Source organism: Marinospirillum sp., from assembly GCF_044810985.1.
Taxonomy (GTDB): Bacteria; Pseudomonadota; Gammaproteobacteria; order Pseudomonadales; family Halomonadaceae; genus Marinospirillum.
Map to the genome: position 1 here is coordinate 863,822 of NZ_CP085242.1, position 23,860 is coordinate 887,681.

Annotated in this window: 23 protein-coding genes and 1 pseudogene; 2 read left to right on the top strand and 22 right to left on the bottom strand. The window is 52.4% G+C overall.

All coding sequences use genetic code 11. From position 1 onward, the window contains the following. Positions 1–43: 43 nt before the first annotated feature. Together LG323_RS04185 and LG323_RS04190 are read right to left on the bottom strand one after the other, a co-directional pair. Positions 44–739, bottom strand: a complete 696-nt coding sequence (locus LG323_RS04185) for a hypothetical protein (protein ID WP_404419313.1) — start codon at positions 737–739, stop codon at positions 44–46. A gap of 331 nt (positions 740–1,070) precedes the next feature. After that, the gene (locus tag LG323_RS04190; protein ID WP_404419315.1) at positions 1,071–1,241 is read right to left on the bottom strand and encodes a transposase; all 171 of its coding nucleotides are present in this window, start codon (positions 1,239–1,241) and stop codon (positions 1,071–1,073) included. Between the two features lie 309 nt (positions 1,242–1,550). On the opposite strand from LG323_RS04190, the gene istA reads away from it, so the two are divergent. After that, on the top strand, positions 1,551–3,092 hold the full coding sequence (istA, locus tag LG323_RS04195) for an IS21 family transposase (protein ID WP_404418318.1): 1,542 nt from the start codon (positions 1,551–1,553) through the stop codon (positions 3,090–3,092). A 12-nt stretch (positions 3,093–3,104) separates the two neighbouring features. Further along, positions 3,105–3,860 (top strand): IS21-like element helper ATPase IstB, encoded by a 756-nt coding sequence (istB, locus tag LG323_RS04200; protein ID WP_404416229.1) that lies wholly within the window; start codon positions 3,105–3,107, stop codon positions 3,858–3,860. A gap of 340 nt (positions 3,861–4,200) precedes the next feature. Here the strand turns inward: istB and LG323_RS04205 are convergent. The 20 genes and pseudogenes from LG323_RS04205 to mmsB all read right to left on the bottom strand — a co-directional run. Further along, positions 4,201–4,311, bottom strand: a pseudogene (locus tag LG323_RS04205) (transposase); the annotation flags it as partial. A gap of 134 nt (positions 4,312–4,445) precedes the next feature. Continuing rightward, entirely contained in the window at positions 4,446–5,129 is a 684-nt protein-coding gene (locus LG323_RS04210) for a hypothetical protein (protein WP_404419317.1), read from the bottom strand. Beyond that, complete coding sequence (locus LG323_RS04215; protein ID WP_404419319.1) at positions 5,110–6,039, bottom strand: STM4504/CBY_0614 family protein; 930 nt, start codon at positions 6,037–6,039, stop codon at positions 5,110–5,112. The genes LG323_RS04210 and LG323_RS04215 overlap by 20 nt, the downstream gene beginning before the upstream one ends. Before the next feature lie 87 nt (positions 6,040–6,126). After that, entirely contained in the window at positions 6,127–6,678 is a 552-nt protein-coding gene (locus tag LG323_RS04220) for a hypothetical protein (protein WP_404419321.1), read from the bottom strand. Between the two features lie 263 nt (positions 6,679–6,941). After that, a complete protein-coding gene (locus tag LG323_RS04225; RefSeq protein WP_404419323.1) occupies positions 6,942–7,829 on the bottom strand; it encodes an IS3 family transposase in 888 nt (295 codons plus the stop codon). Then, on the bottom strand, positions 7,781–8,140 hold the full coding sequence (locus LG323_RS04230; protein WP_310695182.1) for a transposase: 360 nt from the start codon (positions 8,138–8,140) through the stop codon (positions 7,781–7,783). The genes LG323_RS04225 and LG323_RS04230 overlap by 49 nt, the downstream gene beginning before the upstream one ends. Positions 8,141–8,213: 73 nt before the next feature. After that, entirely contained in the window at positions 8,214–9,254 is a 1,041-nt protein-coding gene (locus tag LG323_RS04235; RefSeq protein WP_404419325.1) for a hypothetical protein, read from the bottom strand. Positions 9,255–9,663: 409 nt separating this feature from the next. Beyond that, on the bottom strand, positions 9,664–10,242 hold the full coding sequence (locus tag LG323_RS04240; RefSeq protein WP_404419327.1) for a YqiA/YcfP family alpha/beta fold hydrolase: 579 nt from the start codon (positions 10,240–10,242) through the stop codon (positions 9,664–9,666). Further along, complete coding sequence (locus LG323_RS04245) at positions 10,243–10,995, bottom strand: SDR family oxidoreductase (protein WP_404419329.1); 753 nt, start codon at positions 10,993–10,995, stop codon at positions 10,243–10,245. Positions 10,996–11,007: 12 nt separating this feature from the next. Continuing rightward, a complete protein-coding gene (gene thrH / locus LG323_RS04250; protein WP_404419331.1) occupies positions 11,008–11,625 on the bottom strand; it encodes a bifunctional phosphoserine phosphatase/homoserine phosphotransferase ThrH in 618 nt (205 codons plus the stop codon). 60 nt (positions 11,626–11,685) lie between these two features. Beyond that, entirely contained in the window at positions 11,686–12,657 is a 972-nt protein-coding gene (gene cysB, locus LG323_RS04255) for an HTH-type transcriptional regulator CysB (RefSeq protein WP_404419333.1), read from the bottom strand. Positions 12,658–12,734: 77 nt separating this feature from the next. Beyond that, entirely contained in the window at positions 12,735–14,687 is a 1,953-nt protein-coding gene (locus LG323_RS04260; RefSeq protein ID WP_404419335.1) for a CHASE2 domain-containing protein, read from the bottom strand. Continuing rightward, on the bottom strand, positions 14,687–15,460 hold the full coding sequence (locus LG323_RS04265) for a FecR domain-containing protein (RefSeq protein ID WP_404419337.1): 774 nt from the start codon (positions 15,458–15,460) through the stop codon (positions 14,687–14,689). The genes LG323_RS04260 and LG323_RS04265 overlap by 1 nt, the downstream gene beginning before the upstream one ends. Before the next feature lie 163 nt (positions 15,461–15,623). After that, positions 15,624–16,607 carry a branched-chain amino acid ABC transporter permease gene (locus LG323_RS04270; protein ID WP_404419339.1) on the bottom strand — a complete coding sequence of 328 codons (984 nt, stop codon included), beginning with the start codon at positions 16,605–16,607 and terminating at the stop codon, positions 15,624–15,626. Positions 16,608–16,610: 3 nt separating this feature from the next. Then, a complete protein-coding gene (locus LG323_RS04275; RefSeq protein WP_404419341.1) occupies positions 16,611–17,498 on the bottom strand; it encodes a branched-chain amino acid ABC transporter permease in 888 nt (295 codons plus the stop codon). 99 nt (positions 17,499–17,597) lie between these two features. After that, positions 17,598–18,818, bottom strand: coding sequence for an ABC transporter substrate-binding protein (locus LG323_RS04280; protein WP_404419343.1), 1,221 nt, complete (start codon positions 18,816–18,818; stop codon positions 17,598–17,600). A gap of 108 nt (positions 18,819–18,926) precedes the next feature. Next, complete coding sequence (locus LG323_RS04285) at positions 18,927–19,649, bottom strand: ABC transporter ATP-binding protein (protein ID WP_310695659.1); 723 nt, start codon at positions 19,647–19,649, stop codon at positions 18,927–18,929. Beyond that, positions 19,649–20,422, bottom strand: a complete 774-nt coding sequence (locus LG323_RS04290) for an ABC transporter ATP-binding protein (protein ID WP_404419345.1) — start codon at positions 20,420–20,422, stop codon at positions 19,649–19,651. Before LG323_RS04290 ends, LG323_RS04285 begins: the two co-directional genes overlap by 1 nt. Positions 20,423–20,559: 137 nt before the next feature. Further along, the gene (locus LG323_RS04295) at positions 20,560–22,458 is read right to left on the bottom strand and encodes a propionyl-CoA synthetase (RefSeq protein ID WP_404419347.1); all 1,899 of its coding nucleotides are present in this window, start codon (positions 22,456–22,458) and stop codon (positions 20,560–20,562) included. A gap of 455 nt (positions 22,459–22,913) precedes the next feature. Next, the gene (mmsB, locus tag LG323_RS04300; protein WP_404419349.1) at positions 22,914–23,798 is read right to left on the bottom strand and encodes a 3-hydroxyisobutyrate dehydrogenase; all 885 of its coding nucleotides are present in this window, start codon (positions 23,796–23,798) and stop codon (positions 22,914–22,916) included. Between the last annotated feature and the right edge of the window lie 62 nt (positions 23,799–23,860).

Here is a 23,860-nt window from a genome sequence, read left to right on the forward strand (position 1 = left end):
TGGAGTCGTCGGGTTCGACGTCTTGTTGGGCTTAACGCTTCGCTTAAGGCAGCTCCACCTCCTCTTGCTGAGAAGACCTAGATGGTGTCGCTCCTGCCTGCCCTTCCAGCAGATACAGAAGCATGAACGTCTTGAGCTCGCGCAGCGCCTCTTCCTTCGTCCTCACTGCAGAGGCGAAAACATACGCGATTATGAATCCGCCGAGAGCAAAGAGAAAGACCAACAAAAGCGCCCGGATATCTCCAATTTCTGCCGCTAGCCCGACAACAAGCCCAACTAAGAGCGGAACCCCAAATAACGCAACTCGCTTTGAATTTCCGGACCCCGTGTTTGCAAACTCAATCTCTGCCTGCAAGAGGTCAAGATGCATTTCAATTTCTTGAGCTTCGATCTTCTCTCTCTCAATCGCCTTCCTGAAGAGCTGGTAACGGGATGAGCGGTTATGGTCGTCGTCTGTAAACGCCGAGATATTACCGACAGCGCCAGCCTTCATCTGATCCCAGAAGAAAAGCAAAGCTACCTCAGTAACAATGACAGCGAGCATGGATACAATATCTCGCTCTCCTAGGAAAAGCCAAAGACACGCAGCAATAAAGCCAAGGGCAGAAAGGGCAGCGCTCAACCGCTGGCCGGAGCTGCCGCTCTTAAGCACCTCTTTAACTAGTCTGAATTTACTAGCCTCTCGGCTGTAGCTCAACCAGATGTTCACCCAACTGCTCCGCACCACAACTTTATCCACCAAGCCCTCCTACCTTCCTGAATCCCAATGCCCAACGAGCTGAAGAAAAACCTCTTTCCAGCCAGCTTTCCCTACCAACAGCTCGATCTCTGTTGTTCATTTTTCAGTTGCCGGTTTTTGCCGACAACCGCTTGTGATTCCGTATTTCCTGGCCTTTTCAGGCTTTTTCTTCTGTAAGCCAGTGTTTATACAGCTTGCAGAGTCTATTTTCGGGGCTGACTTGGCCCTCGCTCTACTGCTTTATTGAACCAGCTTGCCATAGTGGGCGAGCTTTTCAATGTTGTGGATCAGGCAATAGAGTTGCCATTGGCTTGCACCTTGGCTTTGCTTCTCAGGCTGAGCGGCTGAGTCTTTTGCTGGTACCGATGTTGCCGAAAATCGGCTCAACAACTGACATCCGGTGGCTGTAGATCTGCTTGCCCTGGGGACTTTCCACACGGTGTTTCATCCAGTCGGTGTAGCTGGGTGGCCGCTTGTCATTGAGTGGGATGTCAATGGCCATTTATTTTGACCCCCAAGGGGGGCAGTTTAGTTGGCCATTAACATCACTGATGTTGCTTTTGACTTCCTTGCCTCTTTTACTTTGCCCCTTCCTTGGGGTGTTGGTCTTTAGGAAGCGATCAACCTGCGTATTCCAGACCAAGCCTGCCACTGATTCCAGACGAAAGCTGCCACCCATTCCACGCGAAGCCTGCCACTGATTCCACGGCAAAGCTGCCACCTGAGCAGTGAGCCTGAATCTCCCTTTTTTGATGCTCCCTGCGGGATAACTAACCGGTAATCTGACTTCATTTCATTCGGAGATGAGCAGATGCCAGCCAAGAGGTTATCCATGCGTAAGATTAAAGAAGTCCTGCGTCTCAAATGGGACAGGGGGCTCAGTAACCGGCAGGTTGCTGCAACCTGTGGTATCAGTCGCCCGACTGTGAGCGAGTATCTGCGACGTTTTTCAGAAGCGGGTCTGAACTGGCCCTTGCCCGCTGAGATGGATGAGTCCAGGTTGGAGCAGAAGCTGTTTCCTCCAGCGCCTGACTTGCCTGCTCAGGCCAGAGGCCTACCTGATTGGCAGCAGATCCATCAGGAGCTTAAATTCCCTAAAACCACCCTCTTCCTGCTGTGGCAGGAGTACCGTGCGGCCAATCCTGAGGGTTATCAATACAGCTGGTTCTGTGATCACTATCGGAGCTGGCAAGGCAAGTTGGATCTGGTGATGCGTCAGAATCACCGAGCCGGTGAAAAGCTCTTTGTGGATTATGCAGGTCAGACAGCCCCCGTCATTGATCCCAACACAGGCGAGATCCGTGAAGCTCAGATTTTTGTTGCGGTCATGGGGGCATCCAATTACACCTTTGCTGAAGCCACCTGGTCGCAGAAGCTGCCAGACTGGATCCACTCTCACATTCGTGCCTTTGAGTTCCTGGGTGGTGTGCCTGAGCTCGTGGTTCCAGACAATCTGAAATCCGGTGTCACCAAGGCTCACCGGTATGAACCCGATCTGAACCCAACCTACCAGGACATGGTCTCCCATTATGGGGTCTCGGTTGTGCCTGCACGGGTTCGTAAACCCCGCGACAAGGCCAAAGCTGAAGGCGGTGTGCTGATCGTTGAACGCTGGATCCTGGCGGCCCTGCGACACCGACAACACTTCTCTCTGGGTCAGTTAAACGCTTCCATCCGCGAACTGCTCACCCTGCTGAATCAGCGCCCCTTCCGCAAACTGCCTGGCAATCGCCAGGAGCACTTTGAAACCATCGATCGTCCGGCTCTACAGCCCCTGCCTGCGGAACCCTACACCTATGCCCAGTGGAAGAAGGCACGAGTCCACATGGACTACCACGTAGCCTTTGAGGGGCACTATTACTCGGTTCCTTGCAGCCTGGTAAAAAAGGAGGTGGAGCTGAGAGTCACTGAATACACCCTTGAGGTCTTTTATCGAGGCCAGCGCGTTGCCAGCCATCAGCGCAGTGCCCATAAGGGTCGTCATACCACGGTGACCGCACACATGCCTGAAGCCCACCGCCAGGCCGGTGAATGGACCCCCGAGCGACTGGTGAAATGGGCTGCGAAAACGGGCCCGGCAACCGAGCAGATGATTATCAAGGCGCTTGCGCATCGCAAGCACCCTCAACAAGCTTACCGAGCCTGTCTGGGGATCCTGAGGCTGGGCAAGGCCTACAGTGAGAAACGGCTGGAGTCAGCCTGCCAAAGAGCCCTGATGCTGGGTAGCTACCGCTACAAAAGCATCGAATCCATCCTCAAGCACCGGCTGGATGAGCAACCGCTGGACATCCAGGAAGAGCTCTCCCTACCGGATCAGCACGACAATATTCGTGGCCCTGCCTACTACCATTAAAGGATCTTCATCATGTTAAAACACCCCACTCTGGACAAACTCCACGCCCTCAAACTCAATGGCATGGCAGCGGCTCTAACCGACCTGTCCCTCACACCTGAAAGCGAACAAATGAGCTTTGAAGAGCGACTGGGCCTACTGGTGGATCGAGAGATGACCGAGCGAGAAAACCGGCGCATGAGCAGTCGATTAAGGCGAGCCAAACTCCGGCACACGGCCAGCCTTGAGGACATTGACTATCGCAGTCCGCGGGGGCTGGACCAGGGACTCATTCAATCCCTGGGGAGCTGTCAGTGGATCAAGGAGCACCTGAATCTACTGATCACAGGGCCAACCGGTGTGGGCAAAACCTGGCTGGCTTGCGCTCTGGCACACAAAGCCTGTCGAGAAGGCTACACCGCCCAGTATGTTCGCCTGAACCGATTGTTCCACGAGCTATCCGTAGCCAAGGGTGATGGTCAATACCCCCGCCTGCTCGCCAACCTGGCCAAGGTTGATGTGCTGCTTCTGGACGACTGGGGACTCATGAAGATGACCGCAGAAAACCGTCGGGACCTGTTGGAAGTCATGGAGGATCGACAAGGCCGACGTTCAACTATCGCCACAAGCCAGCTGCCCGTTGAGGAATGGCACGGTGTCATCGGTGATGCCACCCTGGCTGATGCGATCCTGGATCGACTGGTACACAACGCCTACAAGATCAATTTAAGAGGGGAATCAATGAGAAAAAAGCGAAAAAAGTTGACTGAAAACCCACCTTCGGAATAACAATGAAAACCCCGCATTGAGCATCACCTGGGGTGGCAGCTTTGCCGCGGTCCGGGTGGCAGCTTTGAAATGGAATGGGTGGCAACCTTCAGCGGTTTACGCAATCAACCTTTTCAGCGGCTTCATTCAGGGTCAGGATGGTTTGGGCCTTGCGGATATCCTGATCCAGTTCTTCCTCGCTTTCCCAGGTATCACGCTCCTGGTGTTCATTCAGATGGTGACGGACCAGATGTTTGAGTTTGTTGCGCTTCTCTTTCAACTCTTTAAAGGTGCCTGACCATTCCTTGGCTGCATTGGAGCGCATTTTACAGCCATCAATGGCAAAGAGTTCATGGCCTACACCAATGCCAAGGGACCTACTTGCCTGGGCAAAGGTGTAATCTTGATCCAGCACCAGGCTGGCGGCTTCCTGCTTGAACTCAGGAGAAAATGAACGTCGTTTCTTGGTCATCAGACACCTCGTTTAGGGTGGTAATATTACCACCTACGTTGGTGTCCAGAATCATTGAACCACTACAGGAGGTTTTTCTACAGCCAGAACGTCGGCCATAACCGGCAGCGAAAGACGAAGCGAAGCGACTGTCTTTAGCTGTCCGCGTTAATGGCTTTGTTAGCCGCCTTCGCTACCTCACTCTTACCGCCAATAATGTAAAGCCCAAGCAACTCATTGGCAGCTATTCCTTTATTACTTTCTCCTAAATCTTTCCGCATTTCCCGGAAGAGCTTATCCACCAGCAGAAGACTTCTACCGCCGCTGTCTCCATCGGCAGATGCGGTACGCCATTCAGAATAGGCTTTCACCACGCCAGGGCCGCCGTACACAGTAACTTTGGCGGTAAAGTTGTAGAAGAACTCTTCGACGTTGTCCGGAAGCACAGCTTCTCCCTCCTTCCCTGCTTTCGTATTTCGCATCAGCTGAATCACCATCTCCATGTACTCGTTGTAGATTTCCGCTTTCTTTTCTCGATGAGCCTCAAAAGCTACTTTTTCTTTGGCCCGCCGCGAGTTGTAGGACGCGATGAAAACGGACGATATAACTGTTGCCGTACCGGCAATTAGCGACGCGCCGATGCTCGGATTCACGTCCTGAATCGAACCTGCAATCCAGGAAAGGATGCGGTATCCGCCGTAGGCAATCCCGGCTATCAGCACGAAGCCGAGGGCTGTGGAAATTTTCCGGTTCATGCTCAAGGTTTCCTTATGGCTAACGCTGCGCTCTGCGGAAAATTTTTCCGGCAGCAACGCCTTGTTAGCTGTACTTTTCTTCACACTTAGCCAAGAACAATAGGTTGGTAGCTGTAAGGTGTAGGGTATAGCTAGCCAAGTGCTCTGGAACAGATGTAACTTCAGCTCCCTGCCCATGACCACCCTCTTTATTCCGGACCGTTGGAATGCCGCTTTCGAGCAGGGCACGAACAGAGGAAAACTGGTTTTGTAGATACTCGGGTACCAAGCCATTAGCGAGACAACTATTAATTAATTTCTTCGCGGTATCGTTTTTATTAAAAGTCCATGCATGCTCTTCGTGGATAGCCTTCATCAAGCTTTCAAATGATTTCAGGCAGTCATTTAGGCTCTCTTTATATCGTTTATGGCGATAGTGTTCATGCGCAGATAAGAATTCATCATTTGCACCCGCATAATTTTTATTTTTGCCTAGCAAGCGCAACACAGGCTTAACAACCTCAGAGTGTACATATTGCGAATCAACCCTGATTAGTTCTCCAGACTCGAACTGGTAACCGATTCCCGCCTCTTTGAACCTCGAATTCAACTCGTCAATTGCATCATCAGGCTTTTGGGATACACCTGCTGCATTACGAAAGTCCCACTCTCGCTCACGCACATACGTATCAATAATACGAAACGCAAGTTCGATTATGTCAAGGCATTTTTCATGGTTTTTTTCATTTAGGAAGAATTCAAAAACGGATTCAAAATTTGAGTTAGAGTATTCCTTTAAAGAGAATACGCCATACTCTTTACAAAGCACCCGATGAATTTCTTTGTAAACGCCGTTAGTAGTATTGTTATAGCTCTGCTCAACGCCTATAGTGTCACGGATTATATGGACAACCTGAACTCGAAAACTTTGCTCAAGGGTTTCATATTGATATACGTCCGGGACTTCTCCCCTCAACTTTTTTTGTCGCTTTGAGAACAGTTCAAAAATTGGCATGCAATGTGTAACTCCTTGTAGCTAAAACGCTCGCATTTGCGGCTGGTTTGGAGCGCAGCGGAAAACCAGTCCGACAATATGCGCTTGTTAAATGCCGAACTCAATTAGCCCACCACATTTTCGTAGGAAGTCCTCACCAACTAGCATGGGATGGTATTTCATGCCACTGGTCAGACTATCAGCATGAGTCGCAATTAGACCACCAATACCTTCTTTCATTTCATTTACGATGGCATAGCTAGTAGGTAATGAAAAATCCATAATCTCCATAGTTGGCAATGTTAACCAAGCATGTATATTCAAAGATGAACCATTGATACCTGATTGCAATAATTCCCTAAGGTCTTGCTCGCTTTGATGGAACATTAAGCGATCAACTGTATCTACATACCCAATTGTGAAATAACATGGTGTATCGAATAATTCAGCCATTACTTCAGATAACCGATAGTGAATGGATAGACACTGAGCCACAAGTTCTTCAATGCTAATTTCACCAACTGCATCTCTTAATACATAAGGAAATTTTTTCATTCTTTCAGCAGTAAGCAATGTTCCACCGAAAAATACAACTTCCGGACACTCCAACTTAAAAGCTTTTGTTCTCTCTACTGCCTTCTCAAACTCTAATTTGTACACGATGCCTCCATGGTATTTAACGAGGTTGTAGTAAAACCTCAGCCTAAAAAATTTATCATTTTTTGTACTAAAAATGCCGACCCTACGTAAATTCTGAAGAACTTTTTATCATCAATAGCTTCAGATTTTACGCAGGAGCGAGAAAAATTTTCAAAAACTGAAACCTCTTAGGTTTTTCTACAGCCTGAACGCCTTGCTCACCGGAAAATTAGGAGCGCAGCGAGTAATTTTGATCTTGCCCCGATAAAACGGACACCTGTTGGTTAAGCTGCATTTTTCTCATACTCTACTGGGCTTTGGTAACCAAGACCAGAATGCAGGCGTTTCGGGTTGTAGAAGCCAATAATGTATTCATTCACGGCACGCTTCAACTGTTCATCGGTATTAAAGTGTCTTCCATGTATTAACTCTGCCTTTAGTGAGTGGAAGAAGGATTCCATATAACCGTTGTCGGTGCAGCAACCAGGGCGGTTCATACTGCTCAGGATGCCCTGCTTTTTCAGCAGGTCCTGGACTTCATGAGCACCGTATTCAACACCTCGATCCGTATGGAAGATCAAGCCTGCCTTGGGTTTTCGTGCATTCAAGGCTTGTCTGAGTACTTTACAGGTCAGAGCTGCTGTCTTCTGAGTGCCTAGCTTCCAACCCAGTATGCGTCTTGAGTGCTTGTCCATGACCACTGACAAATAGCGCCACTGACGACCCACTCGGATGTAGGTCAGGTCGCCCACCCACTGCTGATCCATCTGTTGTGGAGCACCTTGTTCCAGCAATAAGTTCTGATGTTTGGCATAAAACCGCGTGATACCTGGTGTTCGACGGTAAATCCGCGCCACCCGCGCTTTCAGGCCCATTTCACGCATCAGCCGGGCCACTCGCTTACGAGCAATACAGGTGCCGTCCTGGCGTAATTGTTGATGAATACGCGGAGCACCGTAGCGGCCTTTGCTGGCTGAGAAAGTCTGAAGGACCTGATGCCTGAGCATTCGATCTTGTTGCTTGTGCATCGATTCAGGGCGTTTCAGCCAGGCGTAATAGCCGCTGTGGGATACCTTCAGCCAGCGACATAGAAAACGAATGCCCAATTGCTGGTGGTGCTGCTTTATGAATCGGTAGCGTTCCTGCGTTGTTCCGCGAGAAACCGTTGCCACTTTTTTAGCAGGTCGACCTCCAGTTTTAGTCGACTATTTTCCTTTCTCAGTTTTTTCAGCTCGGCATTGTCCGAATCAGGCTTAGCTGGCTTGCGTGTTTTTTTCAATGATTTGCCTTTGGGTGGTGAGCGCAATGGATACAGCCCCTCACGATATTCTTTTCGCCAACGTGACAGCATAAAAGGATGAATACCCAAACGCTGTGCAACTTCTTGAACCTGGACACCCGGTTCTTGACTCATTTCAACGGCTTTGCGCTTGAATTCAAAGCTGTACTGACGCGTTTTTTTGGGGTTGTTGTATCGTGGCATTGTAGCACCTCCAGTGATGACTGAAGGTGTCCACTAAAACGGGGCAAGTACATTTTCCGCGTGCAGCAACTTGTTATGTAGCAGTTTCAAGTTTTTCTAAGTAGTCGCGATGATTAAGCACAGATGTTTTTATATCTAGAAATTTATAAACTTGCTTGGCACGCATATAAAGCTTTTTGTCTTTGGTGATAAAGTAATCTGCTTCACTTGCATAAATAACATGCTCAATATCGTGAGCGCTACTTTTAATCGTTCTCTCCTGACTATCGACTCTATAAGAAAGCAAATCCAGCATACCAAAAAGCGTATAGACTGCGTGCAGAAACTCATTTCGGCTTTCATTTTCTTTCATGCTCGATTTAGTAGCAAATGAAGAACGAGTAAAAAACAAAAGCTCATGGAAGTCTTCGTCACTCAAAGAGTCAAAGATATTGTCATTATTACCTATAGCTTTTTTGTGATACTCCGTGTCATACTTGCTTAGAAATAAAGTCCTTTCCCTGGAGGAAATAAACTTTAAACTTTCTACCGTTTCTGTACTTCCTGGGTATGCGTTCACTCTATCAAGGCCGTAATCAGGTTTTTCTATTGCATAAAAGTGCCCATTTTCACTAGGCAACACGACCAAGTTTCGAGTCAACTCAGTTAATTTAGCTAACAACCTTTTTACATCATCAGTCGTGCTTGCCTTATTTATCTCCTCCAAATGAGAGGGGCTATAGCAGATATCAAAACTTTTCTTTAATCTATTTATTGTTTCATAAACATAAACATCATTGTCATAGTCAGACAACATGTTTTGATCAAAGTAAACGACTTTTCTATTCGGCAAATATTTTTCGTATCCAAATTTCGTTCTGCTACTTCTCTTTAATGACGTAAGAATGTCATCATGAAGTTGTATTTTCTTCCACTTATGCAGCTCTATTTCTAGACTACTCCGATCCATTTGTTTTTGATTGGCAACATTAAGAAGCAATTTATTGTAAAAAACGTAGTCATAACAGCTTGCACAACTGAAACAAGGTTCTACGGGAGTACCTGGGAGAGCCGAAATCTCTTGATACAAAGGCATCAGCTCTTCGAGAGACTTCCTTTGCAATATCTTGTTCAAGATACTCTCTTGCAATCTACTGATTACATATGCTTTTGTGCAATTATCCATGATTCTCAAACTTCATATTGATACATAACTATTAAGCGGTTATGCGGACGGCACAGCTGTCGCATAACCGCATGTTGAACGGCCGCTGGCTCAGAGGTGGGGGCTAGGGAATTTGCTTTTTAAGATCCGGCTTTCCCTGGCCTTTTGCTGTCTGGGCGGGCGATCCCTTCAGGCTGTTTTTTTAGTCGCTTTCGGGCTGTTCTTGCTGCCTTTGCGATCATCTCTAATGGCTTTTTACCTGTTTTCCTTTTTGGGCACAAGGGCAAGGGGCAGCACGCTACCGCCGGAATGTTGGCGATGGGCTAACATCCTTGTTTGCGTTTTGGTTCTTACTTTTTAACTGATTGAGTGATTAAGCTCAACCTGAAACGGTGTTTTTGCGACAAAAGTCGGTGATGGTTTTGAGGTGGTTTTCAAAGCCCTGGAAGCTGTGGTCGCCGCCTTCTTCCAGGATGGTTTCGGCGTGGGTATAGGCTTTGAGGGCTTTATTGTAGTCCAGCACTTCGTCGCCCGTTTGCAGCAGGAGTAAGCACTTGCTGGTTTCCGGGTTATCGACCCGGTAGGTTTCCAGGCTGCGGCTGTGTTGGTGGGTCCATTCAAAGCGGGCACCGTCGTGGTAGTTTTCCACCAGGCCTTCGGCTTTTTCCAGGCTGAGCCAGGCTTCAGCCGCTGGGTTGATGAGCACGTAGGGCAGGTTGAAATGATGGCCCAGCCAGGTGGCGTAGAAGCCCCCCAGGGAGGAGCCGATCAGGGCAACCGGTTCGCCCAGTTTCTGGTAGCTGACCACCAGGTCGTGCAGGGTGTCGATAGCCAGCTCAGGAATGTAGGGTAGAGTCGGTGCAATAAAAGGAATCCCTTCCTTTTTGCACCAGTCACGCATTTGTTGGGCTTTGGTGCCGTGGGCACTGGAGGCAAAGCCGTGGATATAGATGAGCATTCAGCCCTCCTGGATTGTGGGTCGAATCAGCAGTTCGCTGATGTCGACGTGTTCCGGTTGGCTTAGAGCGTAGTAGATGGCGTTGGCGATGTCGTCTGATTTGAGGATGGCCATGTCTTCGCCGTACATATTGGTTTTGACGGCGTTGTGGATTTTTTCATGCTGGATGGAGTCCGGCAGTTCGGTGTCCACGGAGCCGGGCTGGATGTCGGTGACGCGCACGTTGAAGCGGATGGCTTCTTTGCGCAGGGTGTCGGAGATGGCGCGTACAGCGTACTTGGTGCCTGAGTAGACACCGGCACTGGGGAAAGTGACGCGGGAGGCCACGGAGCTGATGTTGATGATGTGGCCGCTTTTGCGTTCGGCCATGCCGGGGTAGACGGCGTTGATGGCGTAGAGGACGCCTTTGATGTTGACGTCGATCATCTGTTCCCATTCGTCGACGCGGCCATTGACGATGGGGCTCAGGGGCATCGTGCCGGCGTTGTTGATGAGGATGTCGATGCCGCCTTGTTGTTTGAGGCGCTCGCCCAGGGCTTCCATGTCCTGGCGTTTGGAGACGTCCACGGGTTCCAAGGTAACCTGGGTGCCCTGCCCTTGCAGTTCTTCGGCGAGTTTTTCCAGGCGGTCCTTGCGGCGGGCGGAAAGGACGAGGCTGGCTCCTTCGCTGGCGAGTTTGCGGGCGGTGGCTTCGCCGATGCCGGAGCTGGCACCGGTGATCCAGATGCGTTTGCCTTTCAGGGTCGTGGACATAAGTACCTCTTTTTAAAGCGTGATATCTCTTTCACTGGCGTTGATGAAGGCTTTTTTCAAGTCTTCATAGGTATGGACAGCGGGGTATTGTGGGAATTCTTCGATGACGTTTTGCGGGGCATGGAAGAGGATGCCTTGTTCGGCCTGGGCGAGCATGGTGGTGTCGTTGTAGGAGTCACCGGCTGCGATCACGCGGTAGTTGAGCAGTTGCAGGGCGCGTACGCTTTGGCGTTTGGGGTCGCGTTGGCGAAGTTTGTAATCGCTGACTCGCCCGTCTTTATCGACTTCCAGTTTGTGGCAAAGCAAGGTCGGGTGGCCCAGTTGTTTCATCAGGGGCATGGCGAATTCGTAGAAGGTGTCGGAGAGGATGACGAGTTGGAAGCGTTCGCGCAGCCAGTTGGTGAATTCGATGGCACCGGGCAAGGGTTCGAGTTCGGCGATGACGGCCTGGATGTCGGGCAGTTTCAGGCCGTTTTCGTCGAGGAGGCGCAGGCGTTGGCGCATGAGGACGTCGTAGTCGGGTACGTCGCGGGTGGTGGCTTTGAGTTCTTCAATACCGGTTTTTTCAGCGAAGGCGATCCAGATTTCGGGGATGAGTACCCCTTCCAGATCCAGGCAGGCCAGTTCCATAATGATCCTTTCGTTCTTGGTTGAATTCAGAGATTTGACCTGCCTAGTATAAAGGTTTTCTTAACGTTTCGGCAGTTCCAGTCCGGCAAACATCTGGTCGATTTCCTGGCGGCTTCCGGCCACCAGGGCCTGGTCGAGGGTGTCTCGGTCCAGGTGGGCGGCGAGTTTTTCGATGAAATCGTAGAAATAGCCGCGCATGAAGGTGCCGCGCCGGATGCCCAGGCGGGTGATGCTGGGTTCAAAAAGATGGCTGGCATCCAGTACCGCCAGGTCCTGCTCGTTTTCATCGGCGGCCATGTGGGCGACGATGCCAATGCCCACACCCAGGCGCACGTAGGTTTTGATGACGTCCGAGTCGGCGGCAGTGAAGACGATTTTGGGTTCCAGTTCGGCTTTGGCAAAGGCTTCATCCACCTTGGCGCGCCCGGTAAAGCCACTGATGTAGGTGACCAGCGGGTATTCAGCCAGTTTTTCCAGGGTGAGGTTTTTTTCCTGGGCCAGGGCGTGGTCTTTGGGCACCAGGATGCAGCGGTTCCACTGGTAGCAAGGCAGGGTCACCAGGTCGTTGTAGCTGGCAATGGATTCGGTGGCGATGGCCAAGTCGGCTTCCCCGTCCGAGACCATCTGGGCAATTTGCGGCGGTGTGCCCTGTTTAAGGCTGAGGGTCACATCCGGGTATTTTTCCATGAACTGGCTGATGACTTCGGGCAGGATGAAGCGGGCCTGGGTGTGGGTGGTCGCAAGAATCAGGCTGCCGCGTTTTTCATTGCTGAATTCCTGGGCGACTCTTTTGATGTTGTCCGCCGTGCGCAGCATTTCCCCGGCCAGGTCGATGACCATTTTTCCGGCGGGAGTAACCCGGGTCAGGTGCTTGCCGCTGCGGGCGAAGATTTCCACGCCCAGTTCATCTTCCAGAAGGCGGATTTGTTTGCTGATGCCCGGCTGAGAGGTGAACAGGCTAAGCGCGGTGGCTGAAACGTTGAGGTCATGGTGGGCCACTTCCCAGATGTATCTGAGCTGCTGTAGCTTCATCCTAGGTCTCCAAGATTCTTTAAAAGGTAATAAAACGCTTTCTGTAAATTACCTAAAAGAATATATGGGCTGGACACTTAACGCAAGTCTTCACTCACGGCCTCTGCTTGCAACCAGGCAGGGTCCAGGGCTTGCCAGTCCAGTGCCCAGGCGGGCAGACCTTCGGATTTGCCTTTCAGATCCAGGGTGCCGACAAAGTGACAGGGCAGACGATCCTTGACGGCTTCGTAGGTGGCTTCACCCAGCAGGATGTCCACGCTGGCACAGGGTTTATTTTCGCCTGCGGCCACAGCGGCTTTCCATTTGCTGTTTTCTTCCTTGGTGGCGCTTTCCAGACGTGCCGCGACGTTGACCACATCCCCGATGGCGGTGTAGTTGAAACGCTTCTGGCCGCCGATATTACCCACCACCCCTTCCCCGGTGTTGACCCCGATGCCCATCGCCAGACGCCGCACATCGCCTTGTGGGAAGTCGGCATTGAAATCCACCAGAGCGTGCTGCATGGCGGCAGCGGCCAGGCAGGCATGGTAGGCATGATCTGTGTCTTTCAGGGGGGCATTGAAGAGCCCCATCACGGCATCACCCATGAGTTTGTCGAGCGTGCCCTGATAGGCCTGGAGGGCATTGATCATGGCATCAAAATAGTTATTCAGGTGGCTGACCAGTTCTTCGGTTTCCAGAGCTTCGGTGGTGGGCGTGAAGTTGCGCAAATCGGAAAACAGCAGGGTGAGTTGCTGGCGTTTGCCACCCAGTTCCAGCTCACTGCTCTGCCCGACGATTTTTTCCACCAGAGCCGGAGCCACGTAGCTGCCAAAAGCCGAGCGCAGTTGATCGGCCCGGGCCTTGTTTCGCATGAACAGCCACAGCTCACCACTGATGATCAGGGCCAAAACCAGCAGCAGCGGATAGAAGATTTCCAGCCAGAGATCGGCCTGCAGATAAAGCAGCACCCCGGCCCCGTAAATACCGGCCACCAGGATTCCATAACCGATAAAGCGCAGCAGGGTTCTATGCTGCTGCAACAGGCCCAGCAGAATGACCATGCAAACGGCCAGTACCGCCAGCAGAGCCAGACCCTGAAGATCCTGCAGGAGACTGTCATCCAGCAGATTGGCGACAAAGGTCATGTGCACCAAAGGCCCGGGCAGTTGCCCCACGGGTGTGGAGCGCAGATCCGTGACTCCCGCTTCACTGATGCCCAGAATCACCCATTTGCCCGCCAGGCTTTGCGGGTCCCAGTCGTCAGCCATGAGTTCGGCAAAGGTCAGACGCTGGTAATCACCTTCAGGGTAGAAGTTCAGCTTGATGCGGTTGAGTTCATCCACCGGCAGGCTGCGATCCCCCAGGGTGGCGGTTTGGCCTTCCAGGGCCAGATCCTGCATTCGCGCCATGCGCCACATCTGCACACCCAGGTTGGGATAGGCGGCATCCTTGACCCAGAAGGCCAGAGGGTAATGCCGAAAACGCTGGTCGGCATCCGGCTCAATATTCAGGGCGGACAAAACCGGGTAGGCTTCCAAAATCGGGGAAACGGGTAACTCCAGTTGCTGGCTTTCGATTAGTTGGGCTTCACTGACCTGCATCAGGGAGGAATCCAGCACCCGCCCGTAGGCAGACTCATTCAGTAAACGCGCCTGGGGGCCATTGAGAAAGCTGCCACCTATGGCTGGCAAACCGCTGATGACCTCTGCCAGTTGCTGATCTTCTTCAGGGCGGGTCGGCTCGGCAAAGGCAATGTCCACACCGATGACTTCAGCCTGGTGCATCTTTGCCAGGCCTTCGGCAACCAGGCTGCGCGGCCAGGGCCAGCGCCCATAAGCCTGAACACTGGTGTTTTCCACATCCACAAACACCAGCTTGTCCGGGTAGCTGCGGCTGTTCCAGGTATAGAAGTCATCACTCAGGGCGCTGGATAAAGCCTGCACCATCACCGGAGGGCGCAAGCTGAGCAGGAAGACAGCCAGCAGAAGGCCCAAAAGAAGCAGCCAGAGCCGCCACTGACTGCGGAGCAGATGAAAACTGGAGTGCATCACTGCAGCCAGGAACCCAGATCATCCTTCAAGGCGGAGTAGCCTTTGTCCACTGGGGCGCCCACGGCTTCAGGTTTGCCATCCACACTGCCCAGGGTTAACTGGCGGCCTGGTTTCATGTCCACATCCCGACAAAAGGTGGAAAATTCAGCCATCACCTGTTTTTTATAATCCTCAAATTCCTGGTTGAAACTGTCCCGGAATTCCTGGAATTCGCGGCGCTGATAAGCCTGGAATTCGGCAAAGGTCATGTCATCAATGGATTTGGCCTGGTAGTAGGCCATTTCTTTTCCATCCCGGCGTTCAACATTCACTTCACCATCAAAAAGAGCAATGTCGTTACGCTCTTGATTTCTGGAGACCAGAAAACGGGTGCCTTTAACACCGATCACCACCAGGGGTGTGCGCGCTGTAAAGCGGCCTTCTTCGCGTTTGGCAATATCAAACAGAGCCGCACCTTCTTCCAGCTCCACTTCTTCAATGGAATTGACCACCAAAAGGCTGTTTTCGGAGAGCACCATCTGCCCTCCCGGATGGCTGATATGCGCCCGAGCCTTGGCTACGGTTTGTACCTTGTCACCTGGGCAGAGCGAGTGGGGCAAATCGGTAATTCGCTGTGGAAAAGGAGTTCCCTCTTCACTGACTCGAACCGGCCCGTCAACCTTTTCCAACTGGGCAAAACTCTCACACCGGTTTTGCGCTTGTGCAGAACCACTGATCATCCAAATCAAAAGGAAGAAACTGCACAGGAAGCTGCTGGGATAGTGTTTCATTGGATGCATCTCTTAACGTATCGATCCATAAACTCTAGGCGCTTCTCTAGTAGCAGGTCAATAAAACTCTGCTCAACCGACACAAAAAAGACCCGCCGGTTTCCCGGCAGGTCAAGCAAGGGCACAGAGACGTGACCCACTGAGCAAAGGAGAAGCTAAAAGCTTACTTGAAGTTCTTTTTCATGAATTTCTGGATTTCCCCGACGATACCGGCGCGGAAGGTGAGCACCACCACCACGAAGATCACCCCGAGGATGACATCCACCCAGTCGCCCAGGAAGCTTTGCGATAACCAGTGCTCCAACGTGAGAACAAAGGTGGCCCCCAGAACCGGCCCAAAGAGGGTTCCGACACCACCCACCAGCGTCATGAGGATGATTTCCCCGGACATGTGCCAGTGGGCATCGCCCAGAGAAGCCAGCTGGAAGACCACGGTTTTGGTGGAACCGGCCAGTCCGGCCAGGGCTGCGGAGAGCACAAAAGCCACCAGCTTATAGATATCCGTGTTGTAACCCAGGGAAATGGCGCGTGGCTCATTTTCACGAATGGCTTTCAGTACCTGACCAAAAGGTGAATGCACGGTTCTCTGGATCAGCAGGAAGCCGAACAGGAAAACAGCCAGCACGAAGTAGTACATGATCAGGTTGTTGGACAGATCAAAAATACCGAACAAATGGCCGCGTGGCACGCCTTGCAGACCATCCTCACCCCCGGTGAAATCCGCCTGCAGGTACATGAAGAAGATCATCTGCGCCAGAGCCAGAGTGATCATGGCAAAGTAGATGCCCTGACGACGGATCGAGAGGATACCAAAGAAGGTGCCCAGTACCGTGGCCGCCAGGGTGCCGGTGATAATGCCCACTTCCGGAGTGATGGAATAGTTGGACAAAAGAAAGCCGGTCATATAGCCACCGGTGGCCAGGAAGGCTGCATGCCCGAAGGACAGCAGACCCGCATAACCCAGCAACAGGTTAAAGGCACAGGCAAAGAGGGCAAAGCACAGGATCTTCATCAAAAAGACCGGGTAGGCAGCAAAAGGAGCCACCAATGCCAATGCCAGAAGCACTGCGTAAAGAATATAGCGGCGACGGTTTTCAGCTTGTTTGCTGGCTTGTGCAGCCGTCATTTTGGTTTCAGTCGTGGCCATTGTTTAAGTCCCCTTTCCAAAGAGTCCTGAAGGACGCACCAGCAGAACAATGATCATTACCAGGAAAATCACCACGCTGGATGCTTCGGGATAGTAAACCTTGGTCAGGCCTTCGACGATCCCCATCATCAGGCCGGTCAGAATGGACCCGACAATGGAACCCATACCGCCGATCACCACCACAGCAAAGACCACAATCAGAAGGTTACTGCCCATATCGGGGGAAACCGAGTAAACCGGTGCCGCCAGAACTCCACCCAGGGCAGCCAGGCCAACACCAAAGCCATAAGTCAGGGTCACCAGAAGAGGGACATTAACCCCGAAGGCCTGCATCAGTGCCGAATTTTCGGTACCGGCGCGCAAATAGCCGCCCAGTTTGGTTTTTTCAATCAGAAACCAGACCCCGAAACAAACCACCAGTGCAACGGCAACAATCCAGGCACGATAAAGAGGAAGAAACATGAAGCCCAGGTTGATCCCACCCTGCAGAGCTTCAGGAACCGGATAACGGCTGCCGGAAACACCAAACCAGTTGGTGAAAGTGCCCTGAATGACCAAAGCCAAACCAAACGTCAGTAGCAGCCCGTAAATATGATCGATGTGCGTAATACGGCGCAGCAAAAAGCGCTCTATGACAACCCCGAGGGCGCCAACAATGATGGGAGCCAAAAACAAAGCCACCCAATAGTTAATCCCCAGGGTGTTCAGCAGCAGGTAGGCCGCAAAGGCCCCCAGCATGTATTGGGCACCATGAGCAAAGTTAATTATTTTCAGCAGGCCGAAAATGACCGCCAGCCCCAGGCTTAAAAGTGCGTAGAAAGCACCGTTGATTAGCCCCAGCAGCAACTGCCCGTAAAATGCGGCTGCGGGCACTCCAAAAATCATGGTCATCTGCGTACCATCCCCTAACATTTTGGCTTGGATCGCGGGGCCATTTGGCCCCGCTTTATTACCGAGGTATCAAGTGTATTGAAGGTTCAAGCAGGTTGATTACTTAACCAGTGAACACTTGCTTTGCGACAAAGGACGGAAGGCTTCATCACCTGGAATGGTGCGAACGATCTTGTACAGATCCCACTCGTTTTCAGATTCTGCAGGTGTTTTCACCTCAGCCAGGTACATGTCGTGAACCATGCGGCCGTCTTCGCGGACATAGCCGCCTTTGGCGAACATGTCGTTGATTTCGTTATCCGCCATCCAGGCACGAACATCAGATGCCTTGTCACTGCCAGTGGCTTCCACGCCTTTCAGGTAGTGCATGGTGCTGGAGTAGATACCGGCATGAACCATGGAAGGACGGTCACCGGTGCGATCATAAAAACGATCCGCCCAGGCGCGTGCATCTTCGTCTTTATCCCAGTACCAGCCGGTGGTCAGCTGAATGCCTTGGGCTGTTTCCGCGCCCAGAGCGTGAACATCGGTCAGGAACAGCAGCAGGGCAGCAACGGTTTGACCCGCTTGTGCCAGGCCGAATTCGCCAGCAGTGATGATGGAGTTCACAGTATCGCCACCGGCATTGGCCAAGCCGACCACGTCAGCGCCGGAAGACTGGGCCTGCAGCATGTAGGAAGAGAAGTCATCGGTGGACAGAGGATGACGCACACCGCCCACGATTTCACCACCATTGGATTCCACAACGCGGGTTACATCGCTTTCCAGGGCATGACCGAAGGCATAGTCAGCTGTGACCATGAACCAGGATTTGCCACCTTCAGCCACTACAGCAGAAGCCGTACCATTGGCCAGAGGATAGGTGTCATAAGTCCAGTGGATGTGGTTGGGGGTGCAGTGTTCGTTGGTGATGCTAGAGGCTGCAGAGCCGTTTACCAGACCCATAGTGTCAGTGCCGTTAAGCACCTTGGTGGAGGCGATAGTGACCGAAGAAGCCACCAGACCCTGAACCATGTCGACCTTGTCGCTTTCGATCCACTCACGCACGGTGCTGGAGGCCACATCCGGGCTGTTGCGGTCATCGGCGCTCGTGACGGTGATGTTCTTGCCTTTCACCTTGCCGCCAAAGTCTTCAATGGCCATTTTCAGTGCTTCTTCGCCATTGGGGCCAGCCAGGTCACGATAGGTGCCGGACATGTCGGCCAGATAGCCGATGCGCAGTTCGTTGTCGGAAATTTCATGACCGTCCGCATGAGCCGTGACTCCCATGAACAGACTGGACACAATTGCTGTTGCTAGTGCAGTTTTCATCATTTTCATTATTTTTACTCCGATGCCTTGCTAGGCTTTTCGCATTGTTGTTGTTGTGTTTTTCATCCGTGAATAGCCAGCAGCTAAGATAAATCCATGTTCTTGTTACCCGGCGTTTTACACGCCCAGGTAGGTGTTCAGAATTTCTTTTTTGGTTTCCAGTTCGTCTTTTCTGATTTCTTCCACGATCTGGCCGTGTTCCATCAGGTAGTGACGATCGGCAATGGGCGCTGCAAAACGGAAGTTCTGTTCCACCAGCAGGATGGTCAGGCCCTTGTTTTTGAGCATTTCCAGAACCTCTGCGAGCTTCTGCACAATTACCGGAGCCAGACCTTCGGTGATCTCGTCCAGCAGCAGCATGCGTGCGCCGGTGCGCAGAATCCGGGCCATGGCCAGCATCTGCTGTTCACCACCGGACAAGCGGGTGCCGACACTCTTGCGCCGCTCATAGAGATTGGGGAACATTTCGTAGATTTCATCCAGACTCATGCCGTCACTGCGTACCGTGGGAGGCAACAGCAGGTTTTCCTCGACATTCAGACTGGCAAAAATACCGCGTTCTTCCGGGCAATAGCCGACACCCAGACGGGCAATATGGTGGGGTGAAGTGTTGATGGTCTCTTCACCATTGATCATGATGGAGCCGGTGCGTTTACCGACCATGTTCATGATCGATTTCAGGGTGGTGCTGCGTCCGGCTCCGTTGCGACCCAACAGGGTCACCAGTTCGCCCCGGTTCACGTGCAGATCGATGCCGTGCAGGATATGGGACTCACCATAAAAAGCGTGCAGATCCTGAATACGCAGGTCTTCATAATTCTTGTTGGCGTTACTGCTCATCAGTGGGCCCCCTGTACTTCAGTATCATCACTGCCCATATAGGCTTCACGCACCTTGGGATCGGCAGAAACACTGGCATAGTCACCTTCAGCCAGGACCGCACCGCGAGCCAGAACGGTAATCTTGTCACAGAGTTTGCTGACCACGCCCAGGTTGTGTTCAACCATCAGCACAGTGCGCCCCTGGGCTGCTTTGCGGATCAATTCAACCACCTTGTCTACATCCTCATGCCCCATGCCCTGAGTCGGCTCATCCAGCAGCATCACGGTAGGCTCCAGAGCCAGGGTTGTTGCCAGCTCCAGGGCACGTTTACGCCCGTAAGGCAGCTCCACGGTGGTGATGTCGGCATACTCCGCCAGCCCCACTGAATCCAGCAATTCCATGGCCCGATCATTCAACTGGTTCAGCACTTTTTCATGCTTCCAGAAGTGAAAGGAATTGCCCATGGGGCGCTGCAGAGCGACACGTACATTTTCCAGTACCGTCATGTGCGGGAAGACTGCGGAAATCTGGAAGGAACGCACCATGCCCAGGCGGGCAATCTCGTTGGAGCTCATGGCATTGATGGATTTGCCACGATAGCGGATGTCCCCACGGGTCGGGGTGAGGTATTTGGTCAGAAGGTTGAAGACCGTGGTCTTGCCTGCCCCATTCGGCCCGATCAAGGCATGAATGGTGCCTTCTTTGATTTTAAGGTCTACCGAGTCAACAGCAGTGAAGCCGCGAAACTCCTTGGTCAGACCTCGCGCTTCTAACACGAACTCCTGGCTCATAGTAAATCCTCTTGCTGTGGGCTAATGCCCTGTTGTTTTTGTTGTCGAACCAGTCTTCAATGACCTTGACGTAAACGTAAACCATAACAACCAGCTCGACAAGGGGTTTTTTTGACTTTTTTGCGATTTTTGTCAGATCACCCTTTTTTGATAATTCCCGCCTCATCCAGCACTTCACCGATTTCCGGCAGGATGGAGAGATCATCAATGGTCGAGGGTGGCGCATAGTCTTCGCCCTCAGCAATTTTGCGCAGAATGGCACGCAGAATCTTGCCGGATCGGGTCTTGGGCAGGCGCTTGACCACCAGGGCTTTCTGGAAACAGGCCAGAGCCCCAATCTTCTCACGCACCAAGGCCACCAGCTCTTTCTCCAGCTGCTCATGGCTGATATCGGCCCCATCCTTCAGGAGGATCAAGCCCACCGGCAGCTGACCTTTCAGCTCGTCAGAGACACCGATCACAGCACATTCGGCCACCGCTGAATGGGTGGCAACCACTTCTTCCATTTCCCCCGTCGAGAGACGATGACCGGAGACATTGATGACATCATCGGTGCGCCCCATGATGTAAACAAAACCTTCCTTGTCGATATAACCGCCATCCCCGGTGTGGTAGTAGCCTCTAAAGGTGCTTAGGTAGGATTTCAGATAGCGTTCATGGTCGCCCCAGAGGGTCTGGGCCACACCGGGTGGCAAAGGCAGTTTGATGGCAATCGAACCCATTTCATCCGGGTCGGCCTGGGAGCCATCCGGGCGCAAGACCTGGACATCATAGCCGGGCACGGATTTATTGGTGGAACCCACCTGGATGGCGGTTTCTCCCAGCCCGGTCAGGGGGGCTGTTACCGGCCAGCCGGTTTCGGTCTGCCACCAGTGGTCAAACACCGGCTTTCTGGACAGCTCATGCAGCCAATGGTAGGTCGGTGAATCCAGCTTCTCCCCGGCGACAAAAATATGCTTGAGCGAAGAAACATCGTATTGACGGAAAAGCTCGCCTTCCGGGTCTTCCTTGCGAATGGCACGAAAAGCCGTGGGCGCACAGAAGATGCCATTCACGCCGTATTCCTGAATCACCCGCCAGAAAGCACCGGCATCGGGCGTTCTGACCGGCTTGCCTTCATAAAAGATGCTGGTGCAACCGCCCATCAGAGGGCCATAGATAATAAAGGAATGGCCAACCACCCAGCCAATGTCGGAAATGCCCCACCAGACATCGCCATCCTGCATGTTGTAGACATTACGCAGGGCATAGTTCAGGGCCACAGCATGACCGCCGTTTTCCCGCAGCACACCCTTGGGTTTGCCGGTGGTGCCGGAGGTGTACATGATGTATAGAGGATCAGTCGCCGCGACCGGGACACACTCGGCTGGCTCCACATTTTCCTGGGCCTGATACCAGTCCAGATCCCGACCGGGCTGCATTTCAGCCTGAGCCTGAGGGCGTTGCAGCAGAATCACTTTTTCCGGCTTGTGGGCCGCCTCTTCAATGGCCGCGTCCACCAGAGGTTTGTATTCAATCACCTTGGTGAATTCAATCCCGCAGGAGGCCGTGAGCACTACTTTGGGTTTGGAATCATCAATGCGCACCGCCAGTTCGTGAGGCGCAAAACCACCAAACACAACCGAATGGATAGCCCCCAGGCGTGCACAGGCCAGCATGGCAATACCGGCTTCGGGCACCATGGGCATGTAGATGATGACACCATCGCCCTTGCCCACACCCTGGGCTTTAAGCGCTCCGGCAAAGCTTTTCACGGCATCCAGAAGCTGGCTGTAGGTGAAGGTTTTTTTGGTATCGGTAACGGGGGAGTCGTAAATCAAGGCAATGCGGTCGCCCTTGCCTTCTTCAACATGGCGATCCAGGGATAAATAGCAGGAATTCAACTCACCATCGGCATACCATTGTTGAGTGCCATCGCTGTTTTCCTTGAGAATTTCCGTAGGCTTTTTGTACCAGGCGATCTGATCGGCCTGCTCGGCCCAGAAACTCTCAGGATTCTTTAAGGCACGTTCACGTGCGCCTTGTGCTTGTTGCATATGAACCTCGTCTCTGTTTTGTTTTTGTTTTGACGTTTTGATTGGCTGCGCGTCGGCTCTACTGTGTTAAAACCCGGCTCAAAATGCTCATTTACATGCTGTAAACTCCGCTTTCTCGCCGAATTTTGCCTTGTAGAGCTCTAGCTCGCTCAATCATTGGCAATTATTGCCTGCATGTATTTCGCACCTTGGCTGCCAGCAAGGTGCAGTGATGTTGCCTGTCAGGCTGTCTGCAACAGGAAGTTGCAGCCAGAGCTTACATGGATGTATTCACGCGTCCTGACAGGCAATGTCCTGCACCTTTGCTTTCTCAAGCATCGGGCTGCTTTTGTCAGGCAGTCTGCTCTTCGGCGCGTTCGGCTTTCCTGCCTCAAGCGCCGCGCTGCGCAATCCCTGCTTCGCTGGTCGCAGACAACCTGACCGCAGCCCTACCAACTCACAGCAAACGGCCAACCTTACTCAGCAAACATCTTCTGGATGCTGGAGAAATCCAGTCCACCATTGCCTTTCTGGGCATGCAGGGCAAACAGATTACGCGCCAGGCTGCCCATGGGTACGGAGGATTTGCTGCCCACGGCTGTATCCATTGCCAGCCCCAGGTCTTTGGCCATCAAATCCACCTGGAAGCCGCCCTGGTAATCATTGGAGGAAGGCACGCCTTCCATCACGCCCGGCCAGGGGTTGTAGACGTTCAACGTCCAGTTGCCGCCAGAGCTTTGCTTGATGATTTCCGACAACACAGCAGGATCAAGGCCGTTCTTGACGCCCATCGCCAGGGATTCAGTGGTGCCTGCCATCAGCACTGCCAGCAGCATGTTGTTGCAGATCTTGGCAATCTGACCGGCACCGGCTTCACCGGCATGAAAGGTCGCCTTGGCCATGGGCTCCAGAATTGGTTTGGCTTCTTCAAAGGCTTCTTTGTCACCGCCACAGATAAAGGTCAGGGTTCCGGCTTTGGCACCGCCGACACCACCAGAAACGGGGGTATCCATATAACGAATTTGTTTTTCAGCAGCGGCAGCAGCGACCTTGCGTGCAGTTTCAGCGGCAATGGTGGAGGAATCCAGCACCAGGGTTCCGGCAGGCAGCTGGCTGAACAGACCTTCGCTACCCAGGTAGACACCTTCAACATGCTGTCCCGCAGGCAGCATGGAGATAACCACTTCTGCACCCTTGGCGGCTTCTGCTGCGGAAGCTGCTGTTTTGCCACCGACAGCTTCAAGTTCTTTCAGAGCAGCGTCACTGAGGTCAAAGCCGGTAACGTCATGGCCTACCTTGACGAGGTTCTGAGCCATGGGACCGCCCATATTGCCGAGACCGATAAATGCGATTTTTGTCATTGTTTTTCTCCGGTTGCTAGTTCTTGTGTAATGAGTCTGGATAGTTCAAGGGGAAAGGCGTG

Bases quoted from the DNA above. Each gene is read 5' to 3' on its own strand.
- LG323_RS04190 (WP_404419315.1), bottom strand. From the start codon at position 1,241: ATGGCCATTGACATCCCACTCAATGACAAGCGGCCACCCAGCTACACC.
- istA (WP_404418318.1), top strand. From the start codon at position 1,551: ATGCCAGCCAAGAGGTTATCCATGCGTAAGATTAAAGAAGTCCTGCGT.
- istB (WP_404416229.1), top strand. From the start codon at position 3,105: ATGTTAAAACACCCCACTCTGGACAAACTCCACGCCCTCAAACTCAAT.
- LG323_RS04215 (WP_404419319.1), bottom strand. From the start codon at position 6,039: ATGCCAATTTTTGAACTGTTCTCAAAGCGACAAAAAAAGTTGAGGGGA.
- LG323_RS04230 (WP_310695182.1), bottom strand. From the start codon at position 8,140: ATGCCACGATACAACAACCCCAAAAAAACGCGTCAGTACAGCTTTGAA.
- LG323_RS04240 (WP_404419327.1), bottom strand. From the start codon at position 10,242: ATGCTCATCTATATCCACGGCTTTGCCTCCAGTGCCCACGGCACCAAA.
- LG323_RS04245 (WP_404419329.1), bottom strand. From the start codon at position 10,995: ATGTCCACGACCCTGAAAGGCAAACGCATCTGGATCACCGGTGCCAGC.
- thrH (WP_404419331.1), bottom strand. From the start codon at position 11,625: ATGGAACTGGCCTGCCTGGATCTGGAAGGGGTACTCATCCCCGAAATC.
- cysB (WP_404419333.1), bottom strand. From the start codon at position 12,657: ATGAAGCTACAGCAGCTCAGATACATCTGGGAAGTGGCCCACCATGAC.
- LG323_RS04260 (WP_404419335.1), bottom strand. From the start codon at position 14,687: ATGCACTCCAGTTTTCATCTGCTCCGCAGTCAGTGGCGGCTCTGGCTG.
- LG323_RS04265 (WP_404419337.1), bottom strand. From the start codon at position 15,460: ATGAAACACTATCCCAGCAGCTTCCTGTGCAGTTTCTTCCTTTTGATT.
- LG323_RS04270 (WP_404419339.1), bottom strand. From the start codon at position 16,607: ATGGCCACGACTGAAACCAAAATGACGGCTGCACAAGCCAGCAAACAA.
- LG323_RS04275 (WP_404419341.1), bottom strand. From the start codon at position 17,498: ATGACCATGATTTTTGGAGTGCCCGCAGCCGCATTTTACGGGCAGTTG.
- LG323_RS04280 (WP_404419343.1), bottom strand. From the start codon at position 18,818: ATGAAAATGATGAAAACTGCACTAGCAACAGCAATTGTGTCCAGTCTG.
- LG323_RS04285 (WP_310695659.1), bottom strand. From the start codon at position 19,649: ATGAGCAGTAACGCCAACAAGAATTATGAAGACCTGCGTATTCAGGAT.
- LG323_RS04290 (WP_404419345.1), bottom strand. From the start codon at position 20,422: ATGAGCCAGGAGTTCGTGTTAGAAGCGCGAGGTCTGACCAAGGAGTTT.
- LG323_RS04295 (WP_404419347.1), bottom strand. From the start codon at position 22,458: ATGCAACAAGCACAAGGCGCACGTGAACGTGCCTTAAAGAATCCTGAG.
- mmsB (WP_404419349.1), bottom strand. From the start codon at position 23,798: ATGACAAAAATCGCATTTATCGGTCTCGGCAATATGGGCGGTCCCATG.